This is a genomic window from Candidatus Saccharibacteria bacterium oral taxon 955 (assembly GCA_010202265.1).
In the GTDB taxonomy this organism is placed as follows: domain Bacteria; phylum Patescibacteriota; class Saccharimonadia; order Saccharimonadales; family Saccharimonadaceae; genus Saccharimonas.
Genome location: CP047918.1, coordinates 262,182 through 281,730, shown reverse-complemented (window position 1 = coordinate 281,730; position 19,549 = coordinate 262,182). Strand labels below are relative to the sequence as shown.

Sequence of the window (19,549 nt, the reverse complement as noted above, 5' to 3'; positions counted from 1 at the left end):
GGCCTCCTGAAAACGCACATTTGGCAACGCGATGGACTCATACAGCAGATAGCCCAAAAGCAAAGTAGCCACACTAACACCCAACCATACACCGAATAACTTACGACGATGACGCCTGAGATCGTGCGCCTGGACTCGAGCTGAACGTAGCTCATTAAAGACTCGCTGGCGCTGGAAACATTTGACGATAAGCTACCTGTCAACGTCCTGTTACGTCGAAAAGCGTAGCGCTCATCAAGAGAATCGGCGTTTGCTCGCCCCTCTCGAACACCAGACCGCTACGACGCGCTGGTACTTGTTGTTTTTTCGCAATAGTTTCATAGCAGTTATGCTTCCCTGCTATTATAGCAGTCACAAGCTACTTTTCACCGCAGAAACGATCAGCGTAGCCATGTCGCGTGCAGCATTTGGCTTAGCAAACTCATAAAATAGCCTGCTCATCTGTTTGCGACGAGTGTCGTCTGAGAGGATATTTATCACCTCATCAAGGAGTATATCGGGGTGCTTCTCTAGTTGATTTTCATCTATCACACTTACAGCTCCCTTTTCGGCGTAGACGGCGGCATTCTTTAGCTGATGCCCTCCGTCAGGTAGCCATTAGGCACAAGAATCGTCGGCTTAGCAGCGCTGCAAGCTCAAGAATCGTCGTCGCACCAGCTCGCGCCACCACAACATCGGCTGCACCCAACATGTCTGCCATACCCTGCCTACAAATGCATGTAGCTGATACCGCTCATCGTTTGCGGGGTCAAGGCCCTCATTTCTCATACTGGCCCTCGCCACTTATAAGTACGATATTTGCCCGCTCCATCAGTTCATTGAGCATAGTTGCTACAGCCATATTTATACGTCGTGCGCCAAGCCTCCACCTGTAATGACAACAAGCGGTCGATTCGAGTCAAAACCAAGCGACCGCTTCACCTTTTGCCTATCTCCTTCGCTATAAGGAGTAAACTCCGCTCTCACCGGCACTCCACATAGCGTGAGAGTGAGCTGGGGTATGAGTAAAATTTTAGTGGCGCACCAGTACCTATCCTAAAAGCCCAACGAGCAAGAATCCGATTTGTTAGACCAGGGTGAGCGTCAGAGTCATGAATCACGAGTGGTATTCTCAACATATGAGCCGCAAACCCAATCGGTAGGCAGACAAACCCGCTTTTGTAAATACAACGTCGGGTCGCCACACTATTAATTTAGCAAAGCTCTGAATCGCCCCAACCGCGACCTTGATTCCGTCGATTAAATTCGGCAACACGATCGTTCGAAGCTTGATAAGCTGCTGGATAACGTCAGATGATGATACCGACGCAGTTTACCGCTCACGACAACATCGACTCGAATAGAATCATCAAAATGCTTCATGACACGTCTGGCTGCGATTCAAACTTCGATACACCAAAACCTTATTTCAGTATCAGGATACTGATCTTTAATTTCCGTAGAACGGCGACGACGGGCGTAACGTGACCCCCCGACCCCCACCGGTGCTAGTACTTTCATGAGTAGCCTCCTTTAGTTGAACAGGTCTATGACTGGTGTAGCGTGACAGCTGAAACGCAAACCAAGGCAGCACACATAAATATCATACTTGTCCCGCCAAAACTGAGCAATGTACGTATTCCTGTTAGTGGCGTAATACCTATCATTGACGCAATATTCATGGCGACATGAGCCACAAGCCACCCAAATACGCCCGCCACAGCTAGACGCATCGACATTCAGGCAAGCGGTCAGATATTTGAGCAAGCGAAGCAACAATGCGCTAAACAAGCCTATGATAATCGTTGTACCAATAAACCCAAAGATTTCCCCATGATAGCAAAAATCGAGTCATTAATCGCTTCTGGTAGGTATCCCGTAGCTTGGATACTCTTTCCGATCCCTCGACCAAACAACCCGCCCGTACCGAGGGCAATCTTGCATTTTTGATATGATAATTGTTATCTGACTCATTGGCAGCAGTCATCGGAGGCGCTATCACCACCTATAAAAGTCGTCAATCTCTCCATACGGTGTGGTGACGTAACAAGCGCAATTATGCCGAGCACTACACATACAACTGCAATTTTCAATAATATTTTCCAGTTCATCGTACTAACGATAAACATCGTGCAAGCATCGAAAAATTGCAGCCCCGTACCCATGTCTTTTGGATAACAACTACGATAAATAATGCCAAACCAGATAGACCCAAAATAGGATACAAAGTTGCCGACTTATCGTCTATCTTGCCCTCAGAATATCGCTTACCTAAAAATGCCGCCGTATAAATCATAACGACAGCTTCAAAACTTCTGCCGGCTGAAAGCTTAGGCTACCCACCTGAACCACCGATATGCCCCGAGCGTTGACGGCACGATGTGCGCAACATTACAAGCAAAACAACAGAAATGACAGCGCAAGACCAACGCATACTAGCTGAAAGCCATATTTGCGGAGTTTCGTAAATGGTACAGTTGACATGAAAATAAATGCCAGAAGCGCTATTGCTAGGCTAACCACTTGTTTTGATCACAAAAAATTCTCAGTATAGGTATTTGTGTTATAAATTCGATTCAAAGATTAGCTCGCTCTGGCCCGATCGCATACATAACGACCAAGCCAAGTAGCATGAGAATACCCATAAACAAAACTATTCTATAATCAGGTCGATGCCTACGCTGATTAGCGACATCAGTAGAGCCCTGCAAAAAAGTTGAATGCCCATCTCGTCGACGCGCAACACTCACAGCTAGATGTGCCCCCAGTAAGTGCTAGTAGCAACCCAATAAACCCAGCAACACAAGCAATCACCCAAAACCGCATAGTTACTTTTGTTTCCGGCCAACCTTTGCCTCAAGGTGATGATGTATCGGCGCTGAGATAAATATCTTTCTCCCAAAAAATCGTTTTGCGGTAATTTGGATCAAGCTTGACCCCGCCTCAATCACAAAAATCATGCCAATGATCGGTAGCAGAAAGAGCTGTTCGTCAACATGCGACTACACCAAGGCTCGTCCAAATGCAAAGCTACCGACGTCACCCATAAAGAACCTCGCAGGATAAATATTAAACCAAAGATAGCTCAACAGCGCGCCAACTACCGTGAAACAAAAACCGGCGATCTTAGATGTCCTTGCAAAAGGGCGATCATACCAAATACCGAAAATGAAACTGCCAGGAGCCTCCGGCAAGCCCGTCAAGTCCGTCGCTTATATTTACCGCATTTCCAGTCGACACAACGACTAGTACAAAAATAGCAATTATCCACACTCCAACCTGCCAATCACCCACAAACGTACATGAATCGACGTATATCCAAGCTTTGCATAAAGAACCAGCCAAGAACAAGTGACATCAGAATAATCATCAAAATTTTAGACTAGAACGAAGGCCAGCAACACCCTTACCCTGCCACGGATATTGATTATGTCGTCAAGAAGCCCGACAGCCGCGCCACCGATCAGCGCAGCCAACGGCAATTGCGTCTGGGCTCGATCCAGTTTAAAACCAAGCGTAAGACAGATATAGCAATAACACCAATAATACCCGCCATCGTCGGGATATTACGAGTAAATTTATTCTGATGAAGTTTAGTAAATATCTGCAGTTTTTCGCCCAGCGTACTAGTACTTCGCTGTTTTTTCCAAAACTTATAACGGTAAGCAAAATATGTATAAACTGGCGTCAACACCATTGACAAAAGAAAAGCACCAATACTCAAGATAAATGTCGCATTAAGGTCAGTCGTTAGATGGTGAATCGCTGCGTGGGGTGGAAGTTCCATAACCGTATTATACCTCTTTTTACTCTTTTGGTGTCAGCCTTAGGTAGCCTAACATCCAGTTTGATATTTCATTGAAAATTGGCTTTGCGTCGGCTCACACCCATGTTTTTACCAGGAGCAGATATCTCTACCATAGCTACATAAGACGGAGTCGCTCCTTTCTCACCGCCATAACCAAGATACGTTCCGACCGTCTGATTATCAACATATTTACCGTTGATTATGGTCTGAGATGTTCCAGTTTTGCCTCCGACGAGATATCGCTCCGACCGTCTCTTTCGGATTGTATGTTGCATAATGCGCCTGGTGGACCATCTCGCGGATTGTCGCAGATGATGACGCCGATATAACTCCTGGGAATTGTCGTTTCAATGGCGCCTCTTTGAATTGGCCATCTTGATCAATTGACCCCGCAATAACCGTTGGCATGTGATAGATACCGCCATTGACAATAGCACTAAAGCCACTGGCGACTTGCAACATAGTTACATCCATTCCTGGCCAAACCCATATTACTGTAGCGGACCGCGTTACCCTGTACGTGATCAGGTGATATGACGACTCCAGCCGACTCGTTTGCGAGCTCCACCCCCGTTACCTGACCGAGACGAAACGATTATAAAAATAATCATAGATCGTATTACGAGCACCTCGTGTAATCCTAGAGCCGTCGCCGAGTAGTTGCGCTACCGTTACGACCCCGGTGTTTAACGATAGATTAAGCGCCTTTTGCATTGTAATATCACCAGTATGACCAAGGCTAGCATTTTTGATCGTTATATCCTCAACACGGATCGAGTCATATTGTTGTATGTCGTTCCTGGGGTAATTACCCCCTTATCAATGCCCATTGCCATCGTAAACGTCTTTACATCTGAACCAACTTCATATGGATGAGTGATAACGTCATTACTTACTGATCCTCATCCTTTATCTCGTTTAGCTTACCTGGGTCATAAGTTGGCAGATTGCCATCGCCAATATCTACCCGTTTGAGGATCCATGACAATTGCACTAGCTTTTTTTGCACCGCTTCGAGCAAGCCCATCGGCAAGGGCCTGCTCTACCCTTGCCTGTACATTTCGGTCAATCGTCAGCACCATGTTCTTACGTCAACGGCTGGCTTTTTAATATTTTGTCAGAAACCGTCAAAGGCACCGAACGAACGTCAGTCACAGTCTTGAGCATGCCGTCTACCCACGCAGCGTTGCATCATTCGCCTGCTCAAATCCATATTTGCCTTTCCCTCTGCATCCACAAAACCCAGCACCTGACTAGCTAGCTGTCCTCCTGGATAGACTCTTTGGCTAACCGCATCAAACCAATACCAGGTAGATTCTCCTTTTTTAACATTGCGCCTGCTTGCGTGAAACTTTCGTTGCAAGCACCTGGTAGCGCGATTTCTTAACGTCAAGGTATTTTGCAAAGTCATTCCGAGCGTTTCCTCGGCAATTTTATTGATTGCCGTCACCACTGCCTGCTTATCAACTATCATCGTTGGGTCAGCCCACACCGTATAAACTGTCTCGTTCATCACCAACTTATGCGGAACTCCGCTATCCATCGTATATATCTCGCCTCGCTTTGCATGAAGTGTAAACTGCTTGATATGCTCACTGTCAGCCTGTTCAACATATAAAGCGTGCTGAATTACTTGGATATGAAAAAGCCTTACCACAAAAAGCGCCATCAGCAGAACGGTGATGATGGCAATATATTGCGCTCGACTTAATCTAAAAAAATGTAATTTCATGGAGAGGAAACGTTATTCACTGACAGAACGAGTATCTGTCGGGGTCGCCATGTTCTTAGCCACACTAGAGTTCTTCACTGATTGTAGCGCAGTTAGTCGAGCATTTTCAACTTCGAGGTCGTTCTTTTGTTCTGTCAGATTTGATATCTTGTTGGACACTTCATTTGCCGCATAGTCATAGCCGATACGCGGGTCGCCTGCGTGAGGTAAATCAGTCCGAGAATAGTGAGCATCAGAGCGACCAATACGGTGTGAGTGATTGGACCAAGCTTGACAGCAGAGGCGAAAGCAACTGTATTCTGATTTCGAGACCAGTTGGTTTGGCGCCTGCTATTAAATTGTGTGGTTCTTGCGTATGACATTTGTGGTGGGCTTATTTTTGTTTTTTATTTTTTGTATTTACATGATTATAGAGCCCGCCGGGAGCCGCGCTACTGCGGCCCCGACGCCTCATTTTTTTTAAAAGCGCTTTAGAAAGATAGTCTTATTTGAAGCGAACTTCAACTTTGACTTCTTCTGAGGCGTTTTGTACTGGGATGCGAACTGGCATGTCCTTTTCCCCTTTCTTTTGTTTATTTTTTCACAGCGACACGAAGCTTAGCACTACGTGATCGCGGATTGAACATCCTGAGTGGCCCCACTAATCGGATGCTTGGTCACAATATCAAGCTCAGCTTCATAACCGCTCTTGGCTTGCTCAGCAAAATATCGCTTAACGATCCGATCCTCCAGGCTGTGGAAGCTAATGACACCAACCCGACCGCCCTTTTTTAGGAGCTTCGGTAGTAGCGGCATGACTTCCTCAACCTGGCGGAGTCAGCGATCGAAGAAGCTATCAAACATCCGCGCACTGTCGACATGAAACTTGTTGAAGCCCAGCAGGCCAGACAAATCCTAGACCGTGTGTTGGATTTGAGCTTAGTCCTGTTGTGTGGCGAAAAGTCCCAGGCGGAAAATCGGCTGGACGAGTCCAGAGTCCAGCGGTGCGACTACTGGTGGAACGAGAGCGTGAGATCGAGGCTTTTAACTCTAGCGCGCAATTCAAGGTTACCGCTATATTTATTCACGACGGACAAGAGTTCAACGCCGAGCTAAAACAACGATTTGACACCGAAAAGAAGCAACTGAGTTCCTGGAGGGACTCGTCGGTGCGACATATACCGTGAGCGATATCACCAAGAGTCCATCAACCCGCAACCCATCGCCTTTCACTACCAGTACTTTGCAACAAGAGGCAAACTCCAAGCTTGGCATGAGTAGCAAGGCTACGATGACAAGCGCTCAGAAACTCTACCAAGAGGGCGCATCACCTACATGCGTACCGACAGCGTAACACTATCTAGCCAGGCGATTGCCTCGACAGCCGATCTAGTCAAATGCCTCTACGGTATCGAGTATAGTCATGTACGTAAGTTCAAGACCAAATCAGCAAGCGCCAAGAGGCCCATGAGGCAATTCGCCCAACCGACATAACCGTGAATCTGTCAGCGGTAATGAATACGACCAAAAACTCTATGACCTGATCCGTCGCCGAACCTTAGCAAGCCAGATGGCGCCAGCCAAGCTTGAGAATACGACAGTTACGATCACCATCAGTAAGACCGAGCAATCAAGCGAAAAAACAAAAAACTCGTTTTTGAGGCAAAGGGACAAGTTGTCGTGTTTGACGGCTTTTTGCGAGTCTATGGCAGCAAAGACGACACACTATTACCAGCAGTTTCATCCGGCGATACACTTCAGCAATATAGTGTTGAAGCACGACAGGTATTTTCACGCCCGCCAGCACGCTACACCGAAGGGTCGCTGGTCAAAAACTCGAAGAGCTAGGTATCGGGCGCCGTCAACCTATGCGACCATCATCAACACCGTACAGGCCCGAGGCTATGCAGAACGTGGCGAGTCCGAGGGGACACCTAGAGACATTATCGTGCTCCAGCTAATTGACGGAGAGGTCGATCGAGAGGTTATCCAAGAAAAGACCGGCTCTAATCGTGGTAAGCTCGTCCCGACGCCATCTGGAGAGCTGATTAGTGACTTTTTGTCGAATCATTTTGATCAAATCGTTGACTATGATTTCACCTCAAAGGTTGAGGCACATTTTGATGATATCGCTACGAACAGGCTAGCGCGCAACACTATGCTAAGAGATTTTTATGAGCCGTTTCATGAGCTTATCGAAGGCTCTGGCTCGATTGACCGATCAACTGTCGGCAATAGCCGGGAGATTGGCGTCGACCCAAAGACTGGAAAAACTATCCTGGCGCGATTTGGCCGTTTCGGCCCTCCCAGCTGGGTGCATCCGACGACTCTGAAAAACCACAGTTTGCCCCAATGCCACGCGGAGCAAAGATCGAAACTGTTACACTCGAACAAGCTCTCGAGGCGTTAAGCTAGACTTGTCGGGCAAGCCGACGATGGTCAAGACATCAAGGCGAATATCGGGCGATTTGGCCCATATATCCAGGTAGGCAAGCTATTTATATCTATAAAAGACCACGACCCGCACGACATCGATCTAGACACAGCCAAGACGCTCTATGCCGAAAAACTCAAAGCCGAAGCCGAAAAAAATTGCTGATTTTGGTGAAATCAAGGTTCTAAGAGGGCGATTTGGCCCATATGTCACCGACGGCAAAAAGAACGCCAAAATACCAAAAGATATCGACCCCACTACACTCACTGAGACGGAGGCCAAGAAGCTACTAGACGAAGCCCCGGCCAAATCCGCTCGTGGCAAAACACGTCGTGCACCTCGTCGAGGTAGCAAAAAAGCCTAAAACCAAAGTCTTCTCACCGCACAACCCGAAAGACTCGATTATGAGGCTATGTTTGGCAGCATTAAGCCTAACGCAGACGTCCGATCTCAAGCATCAAGATGACCAACAGTCTATGCTAAATCAATGAATTGCCTGTGGAATATAGGTAATTCATTGATTTTATGGTGTAATATTTTCGACATTATTTGTGGAATTTTTTCTGGTTTCAAGGTGTTAAAGTTGACAGCTCGGTGAAGTATGGCTAGCTTGACCATGGTTCTATAGCAAAAAAAGTCTCAAAAAAGTATTTACCATAAGCGTCGATATTGTGGTACAATAAATGTAGCAAAGTTTGGGGGTTGACATTTCCAAAAAATGTATCATAATGTAACCAGACTGAATATTAATTTTTATATAATTTTCCCTTAGGTGAGGCAAAGGGAGCGGAGAGTTCTACCGATGAGCGATACTGCAAAAAGCGATACTGCAGCAACCCTAAAGAGTGCCGTGCAAGAGATACTAAAAGCTATCGATCAGGAGCGTGAGCGTGAAATTATTACACGCCGTTTTGGCCTATTTGAGCGACGCGAAACGCTAGAGCAAATCGGTGAACTACTCAGTATCACTCGCGAGCGTGTTCGCCAGCTCGAAAAAGCCATCTTGATTCGTCTGAAAATCGCCGCAGACGAGGGTAAAATTCCAGCCGTACACGAAATCGAACGCCTCATTGTTCGTGATCTATCTGAGAATGGTCGTGTTGGCCGTGTGCAGGACGTAGCTACGCGCATGGTAGGGAATATGCCTACCATCGAGACAAAAGCACGTATCGCATTTGTTGGTGAGCTATCTCCGAAACTAGTCGTTATCAACGAAAATGACAACTACTACCAAGGTGTCGGCATCGCCGAAAATGGTGACGAGAAAAAAATCCGTGGCTCAGTCGACGAGATCGTCAAAACTATCAAAAAACATGGCGAACCAGTTGATATTGAAACGCTTCACGGCATGCTCAATTACGAAAGCCCTAGCCAGGTTCGCGCGCTTGCCAGCCTCTCAAAGGGCTTAGCCAGCCTCAAAGACGTCTGGGGTCTCGTCAAATGGCCGACCGTTAATCCAAAGAATATTCGCGACAAAATCTACGTCATCCTCGCTGACAATGGCAAGCCAATGCACTTTTCTGAGATTGCTAAATTTATCAAAGATAGGACTTCAAGCGCAAAGCGTCACTACTCAGGCTATTCATAACGAGCTGATTAAAGATAAGCGCTTCGTGCTGATTGGTCGTGGCATTTACGCCCTAGACAGCTGGGGCTACAGCAAGGGAACTGTTTCTGATTCATCAAAAGGTTCTCAAAAAAGCTGGCGAGCCACTACATTGCGATGAAATCGTCAAGCGTGTACTAAAGAGCCGTCAGGTCAAAGAAACGACAATTTTACTCAATCTCCAGAGTAAACCAGAGTTTAAGCGTGTCGCCAAAGCGACGTACACTCTCGCCGAGCTGGAAACAAACTAGCTCCCGGACTAACTAATGATTTTAAGCCCGCGCACTAAGCAGGCGGGCTTTAGTTATCCAAAACAATCATGCTTACTCTTGCTTTTTTTACAGAGGTATGATAAATGTAATAGAATAAATTATGTCAATTATCGTCGACTTCATCAATTAATTCTCCAGTGGTACGTTGGCTGCCAATTGTAGCGACTTTAGCTACATGACGTGGCGAAACTATCAGCGCGTTGACGTAGTCAGAAATGTCGACAGCGTCTTATTGATGCTAGAGATTCCAAAACCAACGACAAATCCGAGCTCGCTGCTGAGCAGATGTTTGCGTCACTACACGGCATCTTGCGCGACGCCAAAGAACTAAAAGCTAACGGCGGATACCAAGAACATCTCAGTTTTGAAATCGCTTCAGTCGGTGGACGTATTCAGTTTTATGTCTGGACACCAAAATCGCTTCAAACTTTGTCGAAGGACAGATCTAGCTCAATACCCTCAGGTCAATTCACGCCACAGATGAAGATTATGTGGCACGAACGTCATCACAGCGTCGTCTACACTTCAGAAATCGTTCTGACCGACAAGAGTTCTTGCCCATCAAAACATTTCAGAGTTTTGAGGTCGACCGCTGGCTGGTATCATGGCACGCTCGCCAAGCTAGAGGACACCGAAGAAGAAATTGGATTCAGATGTTAATTCGACCTGTAAGAGACGATTGGCACAAGGCCTCTGACGCCTGGATAAAGCCGTCAAAAGTGGTGGCTTTAATCTATTTGGTGATGGTGGCATGAAATGGGTCACTGGACTGTTTGAATTACTATGGGCACCACCAGAGCAGGGGACTGGTAGTGCAGCGGAAATTTCTGAACGCGACAAACCCGTATCGCTGAGGCCGAAAAAAAGCGACAAAGCTGGGCTACCAGGTAAAATCCGTCTCGCATACCTCGGAGAAATACCTCCGATGCCAAACTTCGTATGCAAGGTATCGTAGGTACGTTCAAGCAATTTAACTCGACAAACCTCAACGGTTTCAAACAATCCCATGACAGCTTCGCCAAAGAATCTCTCGCCAAATACAAGACCGCCTGTTTGCCGATAGAGGGTATCTCATGAATATCGAGGAAGTCGCTTCGGTATTCCACCTACCGCACACCAACGTTGAAACACCAAATATCGTCTGGCAAGCACAAAAACCGCCGAGCCGCAGCCAAACTTCCGATTCTAACTGGCGACCCAGCTCATGATGAAATATTTCCGCTTTGGCATGACTAACTTCCGTGGCATCAACCATCAGTTCGGCATGTTACGCTATGACCGTTCACGCCACGTCTATATCATCGGACAACAGGAGCAGGTAAATCAGGCTTCTAGAGTTATTTGCGCTATCTGATATATTTCACGGTCAGGGCTACGCGATTATCGACCTCACGGCGACTTTGCGATAAACAATATGCGATTCGTGCCTGGCTCACGCCTAAAGGATGTCGTTTATTTTAACCCTGCCGATACGCAGTATCCACTTGGATTTAATCCTCTAGAAGTCACCAACCGTCGCAAAAAACCAATATTAGCTCTGAAGTGATTGGCGTGTTGAAGCGCATGTTCGGTGATTCATGGGGTCCACGTCTCGAGTATATTTTGCGATACACGATACTAGCCTTACTCGACCGACCGAGACTACCATGCTCGACATTACTCGCATGTTGACCGACAAGAAGTTCGCAAAGAAACCCTCAGTTACTGTACAGATACTGTCGTTTGCAATTTTGGAATGTTGATTTGCCAGCTGGATGATAAGTTCAGGCTGAAGCGATTGCCCCAGTACTAAACAAGGTTGGCGCTTTCACTGCTAATCCAGTTATCCGCAACATCATCGGCCAGCCAAAATCAACGTTCAATATCCGCCAAATTATGGACGAGGGCAAGATTCTCGTCGTCAACCTCAGCAAGGGTCTAATCGGTGAGGATAATGCTGGAATCCTAGGGTCGTTCCTGGTCACCAAGATCCAGCTCGCCGCCATGAGCCGTTCGGATATACCAGACATCAAAGACCGTCGACCATTTATCTGTACGTGGACGAGTTTCAAAACTTCGCGACCGATTCTTTCGCTACGATTCTATCTGAGGCACGCAAATATGGACTCAATCTCACCGTCGCCAACCAATACATTTCACAAATGCAAGATTCTGTGCGCGACGCCGTCTTTGGTAACGTCGGTACGATGATCAGCTTTCGTGTCTCAGCCGACGACAGCCCAATTCTAGCCAAACAATTTGAACCACAGTTCGAGCCAAACGACCTCTTGCAGATGCACAACCGTAATTTCATCATAAATATGGTAATCAACGGCGAAAAAGCTCCAGCATTTAGCGCAAAAACCTCAACCTACCACCCGCCCAAGACGATAACACTGGTAGGATTATCCAACATACGCGAGAAAACTACGCCCGCAACCGTCAAGAGATCGAGGAGGATATTTCAAAACGCATCCTACCTCCAGAAATCTCGTTGTTAAGCGTCCTGGCCCGCCTACACACCGCCAAAATCACCAGAGCAACGTGAGGCTGAGCGTCGTGCAAAGGAAGCAGCGATGCTCGCTCAGGGCAAAACATGGCCCATCAGCAACATCACACCCGATGAAGTCAACGTCGCCTTAAAAGAAGCAAGAGACCAAAAGAAGCAACCAAGTACAGAGCCAAAAACTAGCGACCAGCCTGACGCACCGATCAATAATTCCAATAGCGTAACCGAAAAACCAAAGAAAAAACGTACACGAACCCGCAAGCGTAAGCCATCGGGCAGTAGCGATACTCAACAAGAGCCAAACCGACCTCGCATCATACGCGAATCAAGCGTAAATGATAGCAAACCATCCTCTAGCAAACCAGAGAATGATCCTACTATATTGAGCGTTAGATAGTATACTGCAGCTAACATTACAGGAGAATAACATACAATCAAAAGTAGATTCAGCTAAAAGAGTCTGTTGTTTTTACTGCAAATAGAAGACTCTAGGAGTTTTAAAAAAAACGGGCCTACCGCCCGAATCTTTATAGAAACATTTTAGCTAATGCTTTATTTTAACCTGTAGTGTTATATTGAGATACCGAAACGGTACACTAAGAATTATAGCCAACTAAAACAGCGTTGTAAACCCTAAAAATAAGCGATATACTTAAAAATAATTAGAGGGGATTTACGATGAAACAACCGTATTCTATTGGATTAGATATTGGCACAAATAGCGTTGGCTGGGCAGTTATCAATGAGGATTTTAGACTACACAGGTACAAGCACCAAAATATGTGGGGTGCACATTTGTTTGATGAGGCTCAAAAAGCAGCCACTCGGCGGTCATTTCGCTCATCGCGCCGACGACTTGCTAGGCGAAAACGGCGTATTACACTCCTCCAACGAATATTTGACAATGAGATGCAAAAAGTCGATCCGCATTTCTACCTCCGCTTATCCGAATCAATGCTCCATGTTGGCGACAAAAGTTCTACGCTAGAATTAGACGCCAACATTCTATTCGCCGACCGCTCATTTACCGACAAATCATATAGAGAAAAATATCCAACAATTTATCATTTGCGTAGCGATCTATTTCACAACTCTAAAAAGCAAGATATTCGATTAGTCTACCTAGCTCTTCATCACATTATCAAGTACCGTGGCAACTTTTGGTCGAGGGCAGAGTAGATAACGTGATTTCATCGTTCGACAGCCAAAATCTACAAACATTCATGGATTTCATTAGCGCTGACGAATCGGTGGCCAAAAAAGTCAAAGCTATTTTACTTGACCGCTCTCTATCGCGTAGTACCAGAAAATCAGCTATTATTGAGCTACTACAACCCTCTCCCGACAACAAGAAGACCATCAGCGAAGCCGTCGGTGCAGTTATCGGCTTAAAGTGGAATGCTAATAAACTATTTGAGGACGATTCTCTCGAAGCAAAAGGGGAGTTCTCGAATAAAAATTACGAAGAGCAGCGCGATGAAATTGCAACCGCAATCGGCGACGATCGCTATGGGCTCGTAGAGACTTTAGAATCAGTCTATCAATGGACAATTTTTAGTCAATTCATCAGAAAAGATAGCTGTCTATCTGACATTATGGTCGAGAAATACGATGATTACCGCCAAGATTTATCTGATCTCAAATCACTATTCCATGAGTTCTTGCCTAAAGAAAGCTATAAATCATTTTTTCACGGCGACGCTGCTGAATTTGAGCTATATAACAACCACAAGCGAAATCTCGATGATTTATACAAATCTATCAAAAAACAGCTCGGCGAAGTTGCCAAGGATGACCCGCACTACCAGCGATTTGAGAAGCGGGCTGAGCTAGAGGAATTTCTCTCTAGGCAACGCATCCGAGATAACGGCGCCATTCCACATCAGATCCACCAATATGAGCTTGAAAGAATCATCGACAACCAAGCGCAGTACTATCCGCTCCTAGCCCAGAACCGTGATAAGATTATCAGCATTTTTACTTTCAAATTACCGTACTATATCGGACCACTCAAAACTGGTGGTAATTTTGCATGGTCAGTCAAAAAGAAAGATGGCGTGATCTATCCGTGGAATTTCGATGAAATAATAGACGATGAAGCTTCTGCCGAGAGATTCATCGACCGAATGCATAATAATTGTACATATCTACCAGACGAAGAAGTCCTCCCTAAAAATTCGCTGCTTTATCAAGAATATGAAGTTCGAAACGAGCTGAAGAATGTGACTGTTAATGGCGAGAGATTAAGCCCTGACATCCAAAACCGCATAGTTGATGAATTATTTACCAAAGAGCTTTCAGTTACTTACAAAAAGCTCATCAAATATCTCTATGATAATCAAATATACAACACTGACTCTCTCATTATTTCCGGAACGGCCAAAGAGAAATCATTTGCTTCGTCGCGGAAATCATATATCGACTTCACGCAAAAAGTTGGCGTCGCAATTACACTAAAAAACCAACAGGCAATCGAAGAGGTTATTAAATGGATTGCTCTCTTTGAAGATAAAAAGATTCTAGCTAAGAAGCTACAAAAGCATAGCGGCATATTTAATGAAAATCAACTACGTACTATTTTAAAGCTAAATTATAGTGGCTGGGGACGGCTATCTCGCAAACTCCTTGACGGCATTACTGCGCACACGCCTTACGGCGAGCTGACCGTCATAGAAACAATGCGCCGTTGTTCGGACAATTTTATGCAGATTATCCAGAGCGACCAATATGAATTCAAGAAAATCATTGACGATATCTTGTCAGTAAACCAGCGTGCCGATATAACCTACGACGATATCAAGAATCTTGCTGGCTCTCCCGGCATTAAACGTGCTTTGTGGCGCAGCGTTAGGATTATTGACGAGATTGTCGATACAATTGGCTACGAGCCAAAATTGATTAGCATTGAGATGGCTCGCAATGAAGACGAGAAAGTTAGAACCAAAAGCCGATACGGCCAACTGGAAAAAATGTATAAGGATCTTTACGGCAAGATATATACCAAATCTGATATAAAATCGCAATTGGCTGAATACAAAGACAAGCTCGACAAGAAAAAGTATTATCTGTATTTCCTCCAGAACGGCAAGTGCGCTTATACAGGCAACCCGCTCGACATCGAAAACGATCTCAGAGATAGTGAGATTGACCACATCTTGCCGCGGTCACTAACCAAAGACGATTCGCTAGACAATACTGTATTGGTGCTACGCAAAGAGAACCAGCGGAAACTTGATGATTATCCTATCGCGCCCGATATCCAAAACCATATGCGCCCGATTTGGACATCTCTGAAAAACGCCAAACTCATGTCGCAGCTTAAGTTTCAACGCCTAACGAGCCAAAAGCAACTGTCTGAAGACCGCGTCGCCGGCTTCGTTAATCGCCAACTCGTTGAGACACGGCAAATTACCAAGCACCTAGCCAGAATACTGACCGAAAAATATCATGACTCAGCTACCGAAGTATTTACCATTCGTGCTGGCATGAGCTCAGAATACCGTCGCATTCATGACTTGCCAAAATGTCGCGAGGTCAACGATTTACACCATGCCAAAGACGCCTATCTAGCCGCAGTACTAGCGCAATATATAAAGATTCGTTATCCAAAGCTAGATAAGGCTTTCGTCTACGGTGAATACATGAAGTTCAAATCTAAAAAACAGACCAACATGGATCGCAGCAGCTTTATCCTCGCGTCAATGAGCTACGATCTTGCCAATACAGAAACTGGTGAAATTATCTGGCAGAGTAAAATCACACACGATATCATAGACCGAACGATGAAATACAATGACTGCCTGATTACAAAGAAAACTGAAATTGGAGACAATCAATTCTACGACCAGACTATTTACGGTAAAAATTCTGGCGCCACCATGATCACCAGAAAAGCGAACCTGCCAGTCGATAAATACGGTGGCTATTCAGGGAGAAAAGCAGCCTATTTTATGGCCATAAGATATCTTAAACAGGTGCGTAACAAGGATGTTTTTGTAAACGAGATTATCAGCGTGCCAACTCAAATTTATACACTAGAAAAACTAAACCGGGTTCAATCAACGAATATATCCGCAACAACTATAAACAAGCAAAAGTTCTTATTTCTAAAATACCAATCAATCAAAAAATTGAGCATGAAGGCAACGAACAGTTTATTGTCGGCAGCAGCGAAGTTACCAATGCCAAACAGCTGAAGTTGCCTTATAATATTGAATACGCCGTAGCAGTCGCCCTCAAGCAGGGAATTCCGCGAATCACTATCACAGAAGAGCAAGCCACCAGCGACGACGAGCTACAGAACAAGCGCAATAAGCAGATCGAGAGAAGAGACAAAGTTATTGACGGAGTAGAGAAGTTTTGGGGAATTTATGCCGAGAAGCTCGCTAATCAATACCAGCAATTCGGAAATGCTGGCCCTAATGCCCAGAGCGCATTAGCTGAATACAGCGAACTATCACTAGATGATAGAATCAAGGTCATTGGCCTGGTGTTAAGAGCTACGCATGCTGGTTCCGATAGGGTAGATATGAAAGGCAGCGAGAATAAACCTGTATTTCCAGAGCTAGGTCTACCAAACTCCTTTGGCCGTATGGCGGGCAAATCTCTTGACCCAACCAAACTTACCTTTGTTTACGAATCTATCACTGGATTACATCGCCGAAAATTAGACGGAAAGTCGTTAGGACGGGATCTATAAGGCATGTCTTGGCGAACTGTCATCGTCAAGAATCGTTGCAAACTGAGCTATAAAAATGACTACATGCTTATCATCAGCGACGGTAAAGAAAAAGCTCTCCACATCAGCGAAATAGGCACTTTAATTATCGAAAATACCGCCGTCAACATCACTGCCTATCTGCTTTGTGAGCTGGCTCGCTACAAGGTGAAAATAATATTCTGTGATCACCAGCGCAATCCATACAGCGAGATAATACCGTATTACGGCGCGCATAATGCCAGCAAGCAAATGCACCGTCAAATCCAATGGCCTCAGACTGCCAAAGATAAAATCTGGCAGAGAATCGTTGCTCAAAAATCATCAAGCAAGCTCAGGTGGTCTATAGAGAAACCTCCAACCAAACCTCCTGCGAAACGCTTATGAATTTTGCCGCATCAGTATTATCTGGAGATACTACCAATCGCGAAGCTCATGCTGCCAAATTCTACTTCAAAGAATTATTTGGTCCGCAGTTTTCGCGTGATAGCTCCAGCGACATAAACGCAGCGCTTAACTATGGTTATTCAATTCTCCTTTCAGCTTTCAATAGGGAAATTACTTCAGCCGGCTATTCAACTACTATGGGCGTTAACCACTGCAATGAATACAATCCTTTTAACCTCACCTGCGATCTCATGGAGCCATTCCGCCCTATCGTTGACCGTGAAGTGTATAAGTGTCGAAGTTTCGCGTTTGATGACTTCTTCAAGAGTCGCCTCATTGATATTCTCAACCACAAAGTCATTATTCTTGGTAAAGAACAATTCCTGTCAAACGCGATCAACATTTATGTAAAGTTATTTTTTAGAGCAATGGAAGAGGGCAGCAACAAAGATCTGCCCGAATACGAACTAATATAAGTATGAAGTTACGATATATGAGAATGATATTATTTTTTGACTTACCAATGGTTAGCGCTCGCGAGCGCAAAATATACGCGACATTCCGCAAACAACTTACCCAAGAAGGCTTCGTCATGATGCAACAATCCGTCTACAGCAAGCTAGTGCTCAACTCCACCAATGAAAAATCAACCTACGACAGGCTAAAGAAAATCATACCCGACAACGGTGTTATCCAGCTACTGACAATAACCGAGCGGCAATTCGCCTCAATGGAATATTTGGCAGGGGAGTATGAGGAGCTATCAATTCAAAGCACCGACAGGACAGTGGTTTTATGAATATTAGCATTTCAGGATTCGATAATACGCTATCAATACCAGATGACGGCGGCATTGCGACCCTGATTGTACATAATAACCTATTCTTCAGAAGAGTCGTTGAAGATATGCTTGATATATACACTAAAAGGGAAGATAACAACCGCACTGTTATTTACAACAGTGATCACAATCCGTTGAACTTCGCAAAAGACACCCTGGTTATCACAGATATATATTCCTACGATCTAGCCAATCGAACTATCACAGCGGCCCTATATAAAAACATCCAAGACAATAGCGACATCGACATAGCCAAACTGGCACAAATAGAAGCAGACATTTTGGATGTTCTTAGCGCTATAAATACTAATTTCTCACAAAGTATAAACTATCAAACAGATATATCTATCAATGACATCATGAAGATGGCTCACGTAGGACTAGAAGCCAACGAGAAGAATAACTATCTTGACAAGCTTTATGGTATTATAGATTCAGCTCAGCAATTATTATCAAAACGTTTAGTGATTTTGATAAACCAGCGCCAATTATTGTCACACTGCGAGCTACAGGCTCTTTTACAATATGTACAAAACAATCATTTTTCAGTACTTTTTATTGAGAAAAACTGTAAAGATAAGTTAAACGAGGAGAACATTCTCGTTATTGATGACGATTTGTATGATTTTAGTACCAATTCATAATAACAACAGGAGTAAGCGCTATCATGTTCACCCCTGTAAAACCTTACAATTGAGGTTTTACAGTAGTGTTATATTGAATGGTACTGAAACCTACGACAAGGACAACAATGTGGCAAACCTGTTTTACAGTAGTGTTATATTGAATGGTACTGAAACCAGCCAGCAAGGAAGCACTGGCAGCATTACGTTTTACAGTAGTGTTATATTGAATGGTACTGAAACCGTTGCTCGGTCCACTTCAAGCCTTGTGCTGTTTTACAGTAGTGTTATATTGAATGGTACTGAAACTTTCTGTCTTGTCGTTGCTTTATTCAACATGTTTTACAGTAGTGTTATATTGAATGGTACTGAAACATATCTGCATGGGAAACATACCGCTCGAACGTTTTACAGTAGTGTTATATTGAATGGTACTGAAACTGAAAACAACGCACAACATAAGCGAGTTGAGTTTTACAGTAGTGTTATATTGAATGGTACTGAAACAGCTGAGTTTGAGACGATTTGCACAATTGCGTTTTACAGTAGTGTTATATTGAATGGTACTGAAACCCGTAATTTGCTGGAGCCACCGCACAAAGGGTTTTACAGTAGTGTTATATTGAATGGTACTGAAACCCATAGTCGCCGTGACATTTTCTGGTGGCGGTTTTACAGTAGTG

Annotated in this window: 37 protein-coding genes and 1 CRISPR repeat array (1 of these 38 running past the window's edge); of the genes, 20 read left to right on the top strand and 17 right to left on the bottom strand. The window is 44.8% G+C overall.

What is annotated here, in order from left to right; genetic code table 11:
- Positions 1–351: 351 nt before the first annotated feature.
- From GWK75_01510 to GWK75_01500, 3 genes are all read right to left on the bottom strand, one after another.
- Positions 352–531, bottom strand: coding sequence for a hypothetical protein (locus GWK75_01510; GenBank protein QHU91134.1), 180 nt, complete (start codon positions 529–531; stop codon positions 352–354).
- 55 nt (positions 532–586) lie between these two features.
- Complete coding sequence (locus GWK75_01505; GenBank protein QHU91133.1) at positions 587–700, bottom strand: hypothetical protein; 114 nt, start codon at positions 698–700, stop codon at positions 587–589.
- 262 nt (positions 701–962) lie between these two features.
- Entirely contained in the window at positions 963–1,184 is a 222-nt protein-coding gene (locus GWK75_01500) for a hypothetical protein (GenBank protein QHU91132.1), read from the bottom strand.
- 109 nt (positions 1,185–1,293) lie between these two features.
- On the opposite strand from GWK75_01500, the gene GWK75_01495 reads away from it, so the two are divergent.
- A complete protein-coding gene (locus GWK75_01495) occupies positions 1,294–1,467 on the top strand; it encodes a hypothetical protein (protein ID QHU91131.1) in 174 nt (57 codons plus the stop codon).
- Positions 1,468–1,526: 59 nt separating this feature from the next.
- Here GWK75_01495 and GWK75_01490 read toward each other — a convergent pair whose 3' ends face one another.
- The 13 genes from GWK75_01490 to mraW all read right to left on the bottom strand — a co-directional run bounded on the left by GWK75_01490 (position 1,527) and on the right by mraW (position 6,314).
- The gene (locus GWK75_01490) at positions 1,527–1,712 is read right to left on the bottom strand and encodes an FtsW/RodA/SpoVE family cell cycle protein (protein QHU91130.1); all 186 of its coding nucleotides are present in this window, start codon (positions 1,710–1,712) and stop codon (positions 1,527–1,529) included.
- A 60-nt stretch (positions 1,713–1,772) separates the two neighbouring features.
- Positions 1,773–1,916 (bottom strand): FtsW/RodA/SpoVE family cell cycle protein, encoded by a 144-nt coding sequence (locus tag GWK75_01485; protein ID QHU91703.1) that lies wholly within the window; start codon positions 1,914–1,916, stop codon positions 1,773–1,775.
- A gap of 33 nt (positions 1,917–1,949) precedes the next feature.
- Positions 1,950–2,108: a hypothetical protein gene (locus GWK75_01480; protein ID QHU91129.1), complete on the bottom strand. Its 159-nt coding sequence runs from the start codon at positions 2,106–2,108 to the stop codon at positions 1,950–1,952.
- Positions 2,109–2,555: 447 nt separating this feature from the next.
- Positions 2,556–2,729 carry a hypothetical protein gene (locus tag GWK75_01475; GenBank protein ID QHU91128.1) on the bottom strand — a complete coding sequence of 58 codons (174 nt, stop codon included), beginning with the start codon at positions 2,727–2,729 and terminating at the stop codon, positions 2,556–2,558.
- A gap of 252 nt (positions 2,730–2,981) precedes the next feature.
- Entirely contained in the window at positions 2,982–3,182 is a 201-nt protein-coding gene (locus tag GWK75_01470) for a hypothetical protein (GenBank protein QHU91127.1), read from the bottom strand.
- Complete coding sequence (locus tag GWK75_01465) at positions 3,130–3,324, bottom strand: hypothetical protein (GenBank protein ID QHU91126.1); 195 nt, start codon at positions 3,322–3,324, stop codon at positions 3,130–3,132. The genes GWK75_01470 and GWK75_01465 overlap by 53 nt, the downstream gene beginning before the upstream one ends.
- A 118-nt stretch (positions 3,325–3,442) precedes the next feature.
- The gene (locus GWK75_01460; protein ID QHU91125.1) at positions 3,443–3,766 is read right to left on the bottom strand and encodes a hypothetical protein; all 324 of its coding nucleotides are present in this window, start codon (positions 3,764–3,766) and stop codon (positions 3,443–3,445) included.
- 210 nt (positions 3,767–3,976) lie between these two features.
- Positions 3,977–4,249: a hypothetical protein gene (locus GWK75_01455; protein ID QHU91124.1), complete on the bottom strand. Its 273-nt coding sequence runs from the start codon at positions 4,247–4,249 to the stop codon at positions 3,977–3,979.
- Positions 4,250–4,360: 111 nt separating this feature from the next.
- Complete coding sequence (locus GWK75_01450) at positions 4,361–4,501, bottom strand: hypothetical protein (GenBank protein QHU91123.1); 141 nt, start codon at positions 4,499–4,501, stop codon at positions 4,361–4,363.
- A gap of 41 nt (positions 4,502–4,542) precedes the next feature.
- The gene (locus tag GWK75_01445; GenBank protein QHU91702.1) at positions 4,543–4,668 is read right to left on the bottom strand and encodes a hypothetical protein; all 126 of its coding nucleotides are present in this window, start codon (positions 4,666–4,668) and stop codon (positions 4,543–4,545) included.
- A gap of 51 nt (positions 4,669–4,719) precedes the next feature.
- On the bottom strand, positions 4,720–4,869 hold the full coding sequence (locus tag GWK75_01440; protein QHU91122.1) for a hypothetical protein: 150 nt from the start codon (positions 4,867–4,869) through the stop codon (positions 4,720–4,722).
- Between the two features lie 65 nt (positions 4,870–4,934).
- A complete protein-coding gene (locus GWK75_01435; protein QHU91121.1) occupies positions 4,935–5,519 on the bottom strand; it encodes a hypothetical protein in 585 nt (194 codons plus the stop codon).
- Between the two features lie 603 nt (positions 5,520–6,122).
- The gene (mraW, locus tag GWK75_01430) at positions 6,123–6,314 is read right to left on the bottom strand and encodes a 16S rRNA (cytosine(1402)-N(4))-methyltransferase (protein ID QHU91120.1); all 192 of its coding nucleotides are present in this window, start codon (positions 6,312–6,314) and stop codon (positions 6,123–6,125) included.
- A 134-nt stretch (positions 6,315–6,448) separates the two neighbouring features.
- On the opposite strand from mraW, the gene GWK75_01425 reads away from it, so the two are divergent.
- From GWK75_01425 to GWK75_01380, 10 genes are all read left to right on the top strand, one after another.
- On the top strand, positions 6,449–6,685 hold the full coding sequence (locus GWK75_01425; protein ID QHU91119.1) for a hypothetical protein: 237 nt from the start codon (positions 6,449–6,451) through the stop codon (positions 6,683–6,685).
- Positions 6,652–6,852: a hypothetical protein gene (locus GWK75_01420; protein QHU91701.1), complete on the top strand. Its 201-nt coding sequence runs from the start codon at positions 6,652–6,654 to the stop codon at positions 6,850–6,852. Before GWK75_01425 ends, GWK75_01420 begins: the two co-directional genes overlap by 34 nt.
- Positions 6,853–7,127: 275 nt before the next feature.
- A complete protein-coding gene (locus GWK75_01415; GenBank protein ID QHU91700.1) occupies positions 7,128–7,346 on the top strand; it encodes a hypothetical protein in 219 nt (72 codons plus the stop codon).
- A gap of 598 nt (positions 7,347–7,944) precedes the next feature.
- Positions 7,945–8,097, top strand: coding sequence for a hypothetical protein (locus GWK75_01410; GenBank protein ID QHU91699.1), 153 nt, complete (start codon positions 7,945–7,947; stop codon positions 8,095–8,097).
- Positions 8,057–8,296, top strand: coding sequence for a hypothetical protein (locus GWK75_01405; GenBank protein ID QHU91118.1), 240 nt, complete (start codon positions 8,057–8,059; stop codon positions 8,294–8,296). Before GWK75_01410 ends, GWK75_01405 begins: the two co-directional genes overlap by 41 nt.
- 438 nt (positions 8,297–8,734) lie before the next feature.
- Positions 8,735–9,520, top strand: a complete 786-nt coding sequence (locus GWK75_01400) for a hypothetical protein (protein QHU91117.1) — start codon at positions 8,735–8,737, stop codon at positions 9,518–9,520.
- Positions 9,521–10,095: 575 nt separating this feature from the next.
- On the top strand, positions 10,096–10,470 hold the full coding sequence (locus GWK75_01395; protein QHU91116.1) for a hypothetical protein: 375 nt from the start codon (positions 10,096–10,098) through the stop codon (positions 10,468–10,470).
- Positions 10,471–10,561: 91 nt separating this feature from the next.
- Complete coding sequence (locus GWK75_01390; protein ID QHU91115.1) at positions 10,562–10,765, top strand: hypothetical protein; 204 nt, start codon at positions 10,562–10,564, stop codon at positions 10,763–10,765.
- Positions 10,750–10,887, top strand: a complete 138-nt coding sequence (locus GWK75_01385; GenBank protein QHU91114.1) for a hypothetical protein — start codon at positions 10,750–10,752, stop codon at positions 10,885–10,887. Before GWK75_01390 ends, GWK75_01385 begins: the two co-directional genes overlap by 16 nt.
- 127 nt (positions 10,888–11,014) lie before the next feature.
- Positions 11,015–11,164 (top strand): hypothetical protein, encoded by a 150-nt coding sequence (locus GWK75_01380; protein QHU91113.1) that lies wholly within the window; start codon positions 11,015–11,017, stop codon positions 11,162–11,164.
- Between the two features lie 409 nt (positions 11,165–11,573).
- Here GWK75_01380 and GWK75_01375 read toward each other — a convergent pair whose 3' ends face one another.
- Positions 11,574–11,819: a hypothetical protein gene (locus GWK75_01375; protein ID QHU91112.1), complete on the bottom strand. Its 246-nt coding sequence runs from the start codon at positions 11,817–11,819 to the stop codon at positions 11,574–11,576.
- Positions 11,820–11,846: 27 nt separating this feature from the next.
- Here GWK75_01375 and GWK75_01370 point away from each other — a divergent pair, with 27 nt between their 5' ends.
- The 9 genes from GWK75_01370 (at position 11,847) to csn2 (ending at position 18,887) form a co-directional block, all read left to right on the top strand.
- The gene (locus tag GWK75_01370; GenBank protein ID QHU91111.1) at positions 11,847–12,290 is read left to right on the top strand and encodes a TraM recognition domain-containing protein; all 444 of its coding nucleotides are present in this window, start codon (positions 11,847–11,849) and stop codon (positions 12,288–12,290) included.
- A 75-nt stretch (positions 12,291–12,365) separates the two neighbouring features.
- Entirely contained in the window at positions 12,366–12,695 is a 330-nt protein-coding gene (locus GWK75_01365; protein ID QHU91110.1) for a hypothetical protein, read from the top strand.
- Between the two features lie 281 nt (positions 12,696–12,976).
- Positions 12,977–13,477, top strand: coding sequence for a hypothetical protein (locus tag GWK75_01360; protein ID QHU91109.1), 501 nt, complete (start codon positions 12,977–12,979; stop codon positions 13,475–13,477).
- A 5-nt stretch (positions 13,478–13,482) separates the two neighbouring features.
- Positions 13,483–16,494 (top strand): type II CRISPR RNA-guided endonuclease Cas9, encoded by a 3,012-nt coding sequence (cas9, locus tag GWK75_01355; protein ID QHU91108.1) that lies wholly within the window; start codon positions 13,483–13,485, stop codon positions 16,492–16,494.
- A complete protein-coding gene (locus tag GWK75_01350) occupies positions 16,356–16,997 on the top strand; it encodes a hypothetical protein (GenBank protein QHU91698.1) in 642 nt (213 codons plus the stop codon). The genes cas9 and GWK75_01350 overlap by 139 nt, the downstream gene beginning before the upstream one ends.
- A 3-nt stretch (positions 16,998–17,000) precedes the next feature.
- Entirely contained in the window at positions 17,001–17,402 is a 402-nt protein-coding gene (locus GWK75_01345) for a CRISPR-associated protein (GenBank protein ID QHU91107.1), read from the top strand.
- Positions 17,354–17,878 (top strand): type II CRISPR-associated endonuclease Cas1, encoded by a 525-nt coding sequence (cas1, locus tag GWK75_01340; GenBank protein ID QHU91106.1) that lies wholly within the window; start codon positions 17,354–17,356, stop codon positions 17,876–17,878. The genes GWK75_01345 and cas1 overlap by 49 nt, the downstream gene beginning before the upstream one ends.
- 2 nt (positions 17,879–17,880) lie before the next feature.
- On the top strand, positions 17,881–18,201 hold the full coding sequence (gene cas2, locus GWK75_01335) for a CRISPR-associated endonuclease Cas2 (GenBank protein QHU91105.1): 321 nt from the start codon (positions 17,881–17,883) through the stop codon (positions 18,199–18,201).
- Complete coding sequence (csn2, locus tag GWK75_01330; GenBank protein ID QHU91104.1) at positions 18,198–18,887, top strand: type II-A CRISPR-associated protein Csn2; 690 nt, start codon at positions 18,198–18,200, stop codon at positions 18,885–18,887. The genes cas2 and csn2 overlap by 4 nt, the downstream gene beginning before the upstream one ends.
- Positions 18,888–18,941: 54 nt before the next feature.
- Positions 18,942–19,549: direct repeats of the CRISPR family, unit length 36 nt; unit sequence GTTTTACAGTAGTGTTATATTGAATGGTACTGAAAC; it runs 294 nt beyond the window's last position.

Bases quoted from the DNA above. Each gene is read 5' to 3' on its own strand.
- mraW (QHU91120.1), bottom strand. From the start codon at position 6,314: ATGCCGCTACTACCGAAGCTCCTAAAAAAGGGCGGTCGGGTTGGTGTC.
- GWK75_01390 (QHU91115.1), top strand. From the start codon at position 10,562: ATGAAATGGGTCACTGGACTGTTTGAATTACTATGGGCACCACCAGAG.
- GWK75_01450 (QHU91123.1), bottom strand. From the start codon at position 4,501: ATGCAAAAGGCGCTTAATCTATCGTTAAACACCGGGGTCGTAACGGTA.
- cas2 (QHU91105.1), top strand. From the start codon at position 17,881: ATGAAGTTACGATATATGAGAATGATATTATTTTTTGACTTACCAATG.
- GWK75_01440 (QHU91122.1), bottom strand. From the start codon at position 4,869: ATGGTGCTGACGATTGACCGAAATGTACAGGCAAGGGTAGAGCAGGCC.
- GWK75_01490 (QHU91130.1), bottom strand. From the start codon at position 1,712: ATGCGTCTAGCTGTGGCGGGCGTATTTGGGTGGCTTGTGGCTCATGTC.
- GWK75_01495 (QHU91131.1), top strand. From the start codon at position 1,294: ATGATGATACCGACGCAGTTTACCGCTCACGACAACATCGACTCGAAT.
- GWK75_01405 (QHU91118.1), top strand. From the start codon at position 8,057: ATGCCGAAAAACTCAAAGCCGAAGCCGAAAAAAATTGCTGATTTTGGT.
- GWK75_01385 (QHU91114.1), top strand. From the start codon at position 10,750: ATGCAAGGTATCGTAGGTACGTTCAAGCAATTTAACTCGACAAACCTC.
- GWK75_01435 (QHU91121.1), bottom strand. From the start codon at position 5,519: ATGAAATTACATTTTTTTAGATTAAGTCGAGCGCAATATATTGCCATC.
- GWK75_01375 (QHU91112.1), bottom strand. From the start codon at position 11,819: ATGTCTGGTATATCCGAACGGCTCATGGCGGCGAGCTGGATCTTGGTG.
- csn2 (QHU91104.1), top strand. From the start codon at position 18,198: ATGAATATTAGCATTTCAGGATTCGATAATACGCTATCAATACCAGAT.
- GWK75_01455 (QHU91124.1), bottom strand. From the start codon at position 4,249: ATGTTGCAAGTCGCCAGTGGCTTTAGTGCTATTGTCAATGGCGGTATC.
- GWK75_01365 (QHU91110.1), top strand. From the start codon at position 12,366: ATGCTCGCTCAGGGCAAAACATGGCCCATCAGCAACATCACACCCGAT.
- GWK75_01480 (QHU91129.1), bottom strand. From the start codon at position 2,108: ATGTTTATCGTTAGTACGATGAACTGGAAAATATTATTGAAAATTGCA.
- GWK75_01395 (QHU91116.1), top strand. From the start codon at position 10,096: ATGTTTGCGTCACTACACGGCATCTTGCGCGACGCCAAAGAACTAAAA.
- GWK75_01345 (QHU91107.1), top strand. From the start codon at position 17,001: ATGTCTTGGCGAACTGTCATCGTCAAGAATCGTTGCAAACTGAGCTAT.
- GWK75_01400 (QHU91117.1), top strand. From the start codon at position 8,735: ATGAGCGATACTGCAAAAAGCGATACTGCAGCAACCCTAAAGAGTGCC.
- GWK75_01360 (QHU91109.1), top strand. From the start codon at position 12,977: ATGAAACAACCGTATTCTATTGGATTAGATATTGGCACAAATAGCGTT.
- GWK75_01460 (QHU91125.1), bottom strand. From the start codon at position 3,766: ATGGAACTTCCACCCCACGCAGCGATTCACCATCTAACGACTGACCTT.
- GWK75_01505 (QHU91133.1), bottom strand. From the start codon at position 700: ATGGCAGACATGTTGGGTGCAGCCGATGTTGTGGTGGCGCGAGCTGGT.
- GWK75_01380 (QHU91113.1), top strand. From the start codon at position 11,015: ATGATGAAATATTTCCGCTTTGGCATGACTAACTTCCGTGGCATCAAC.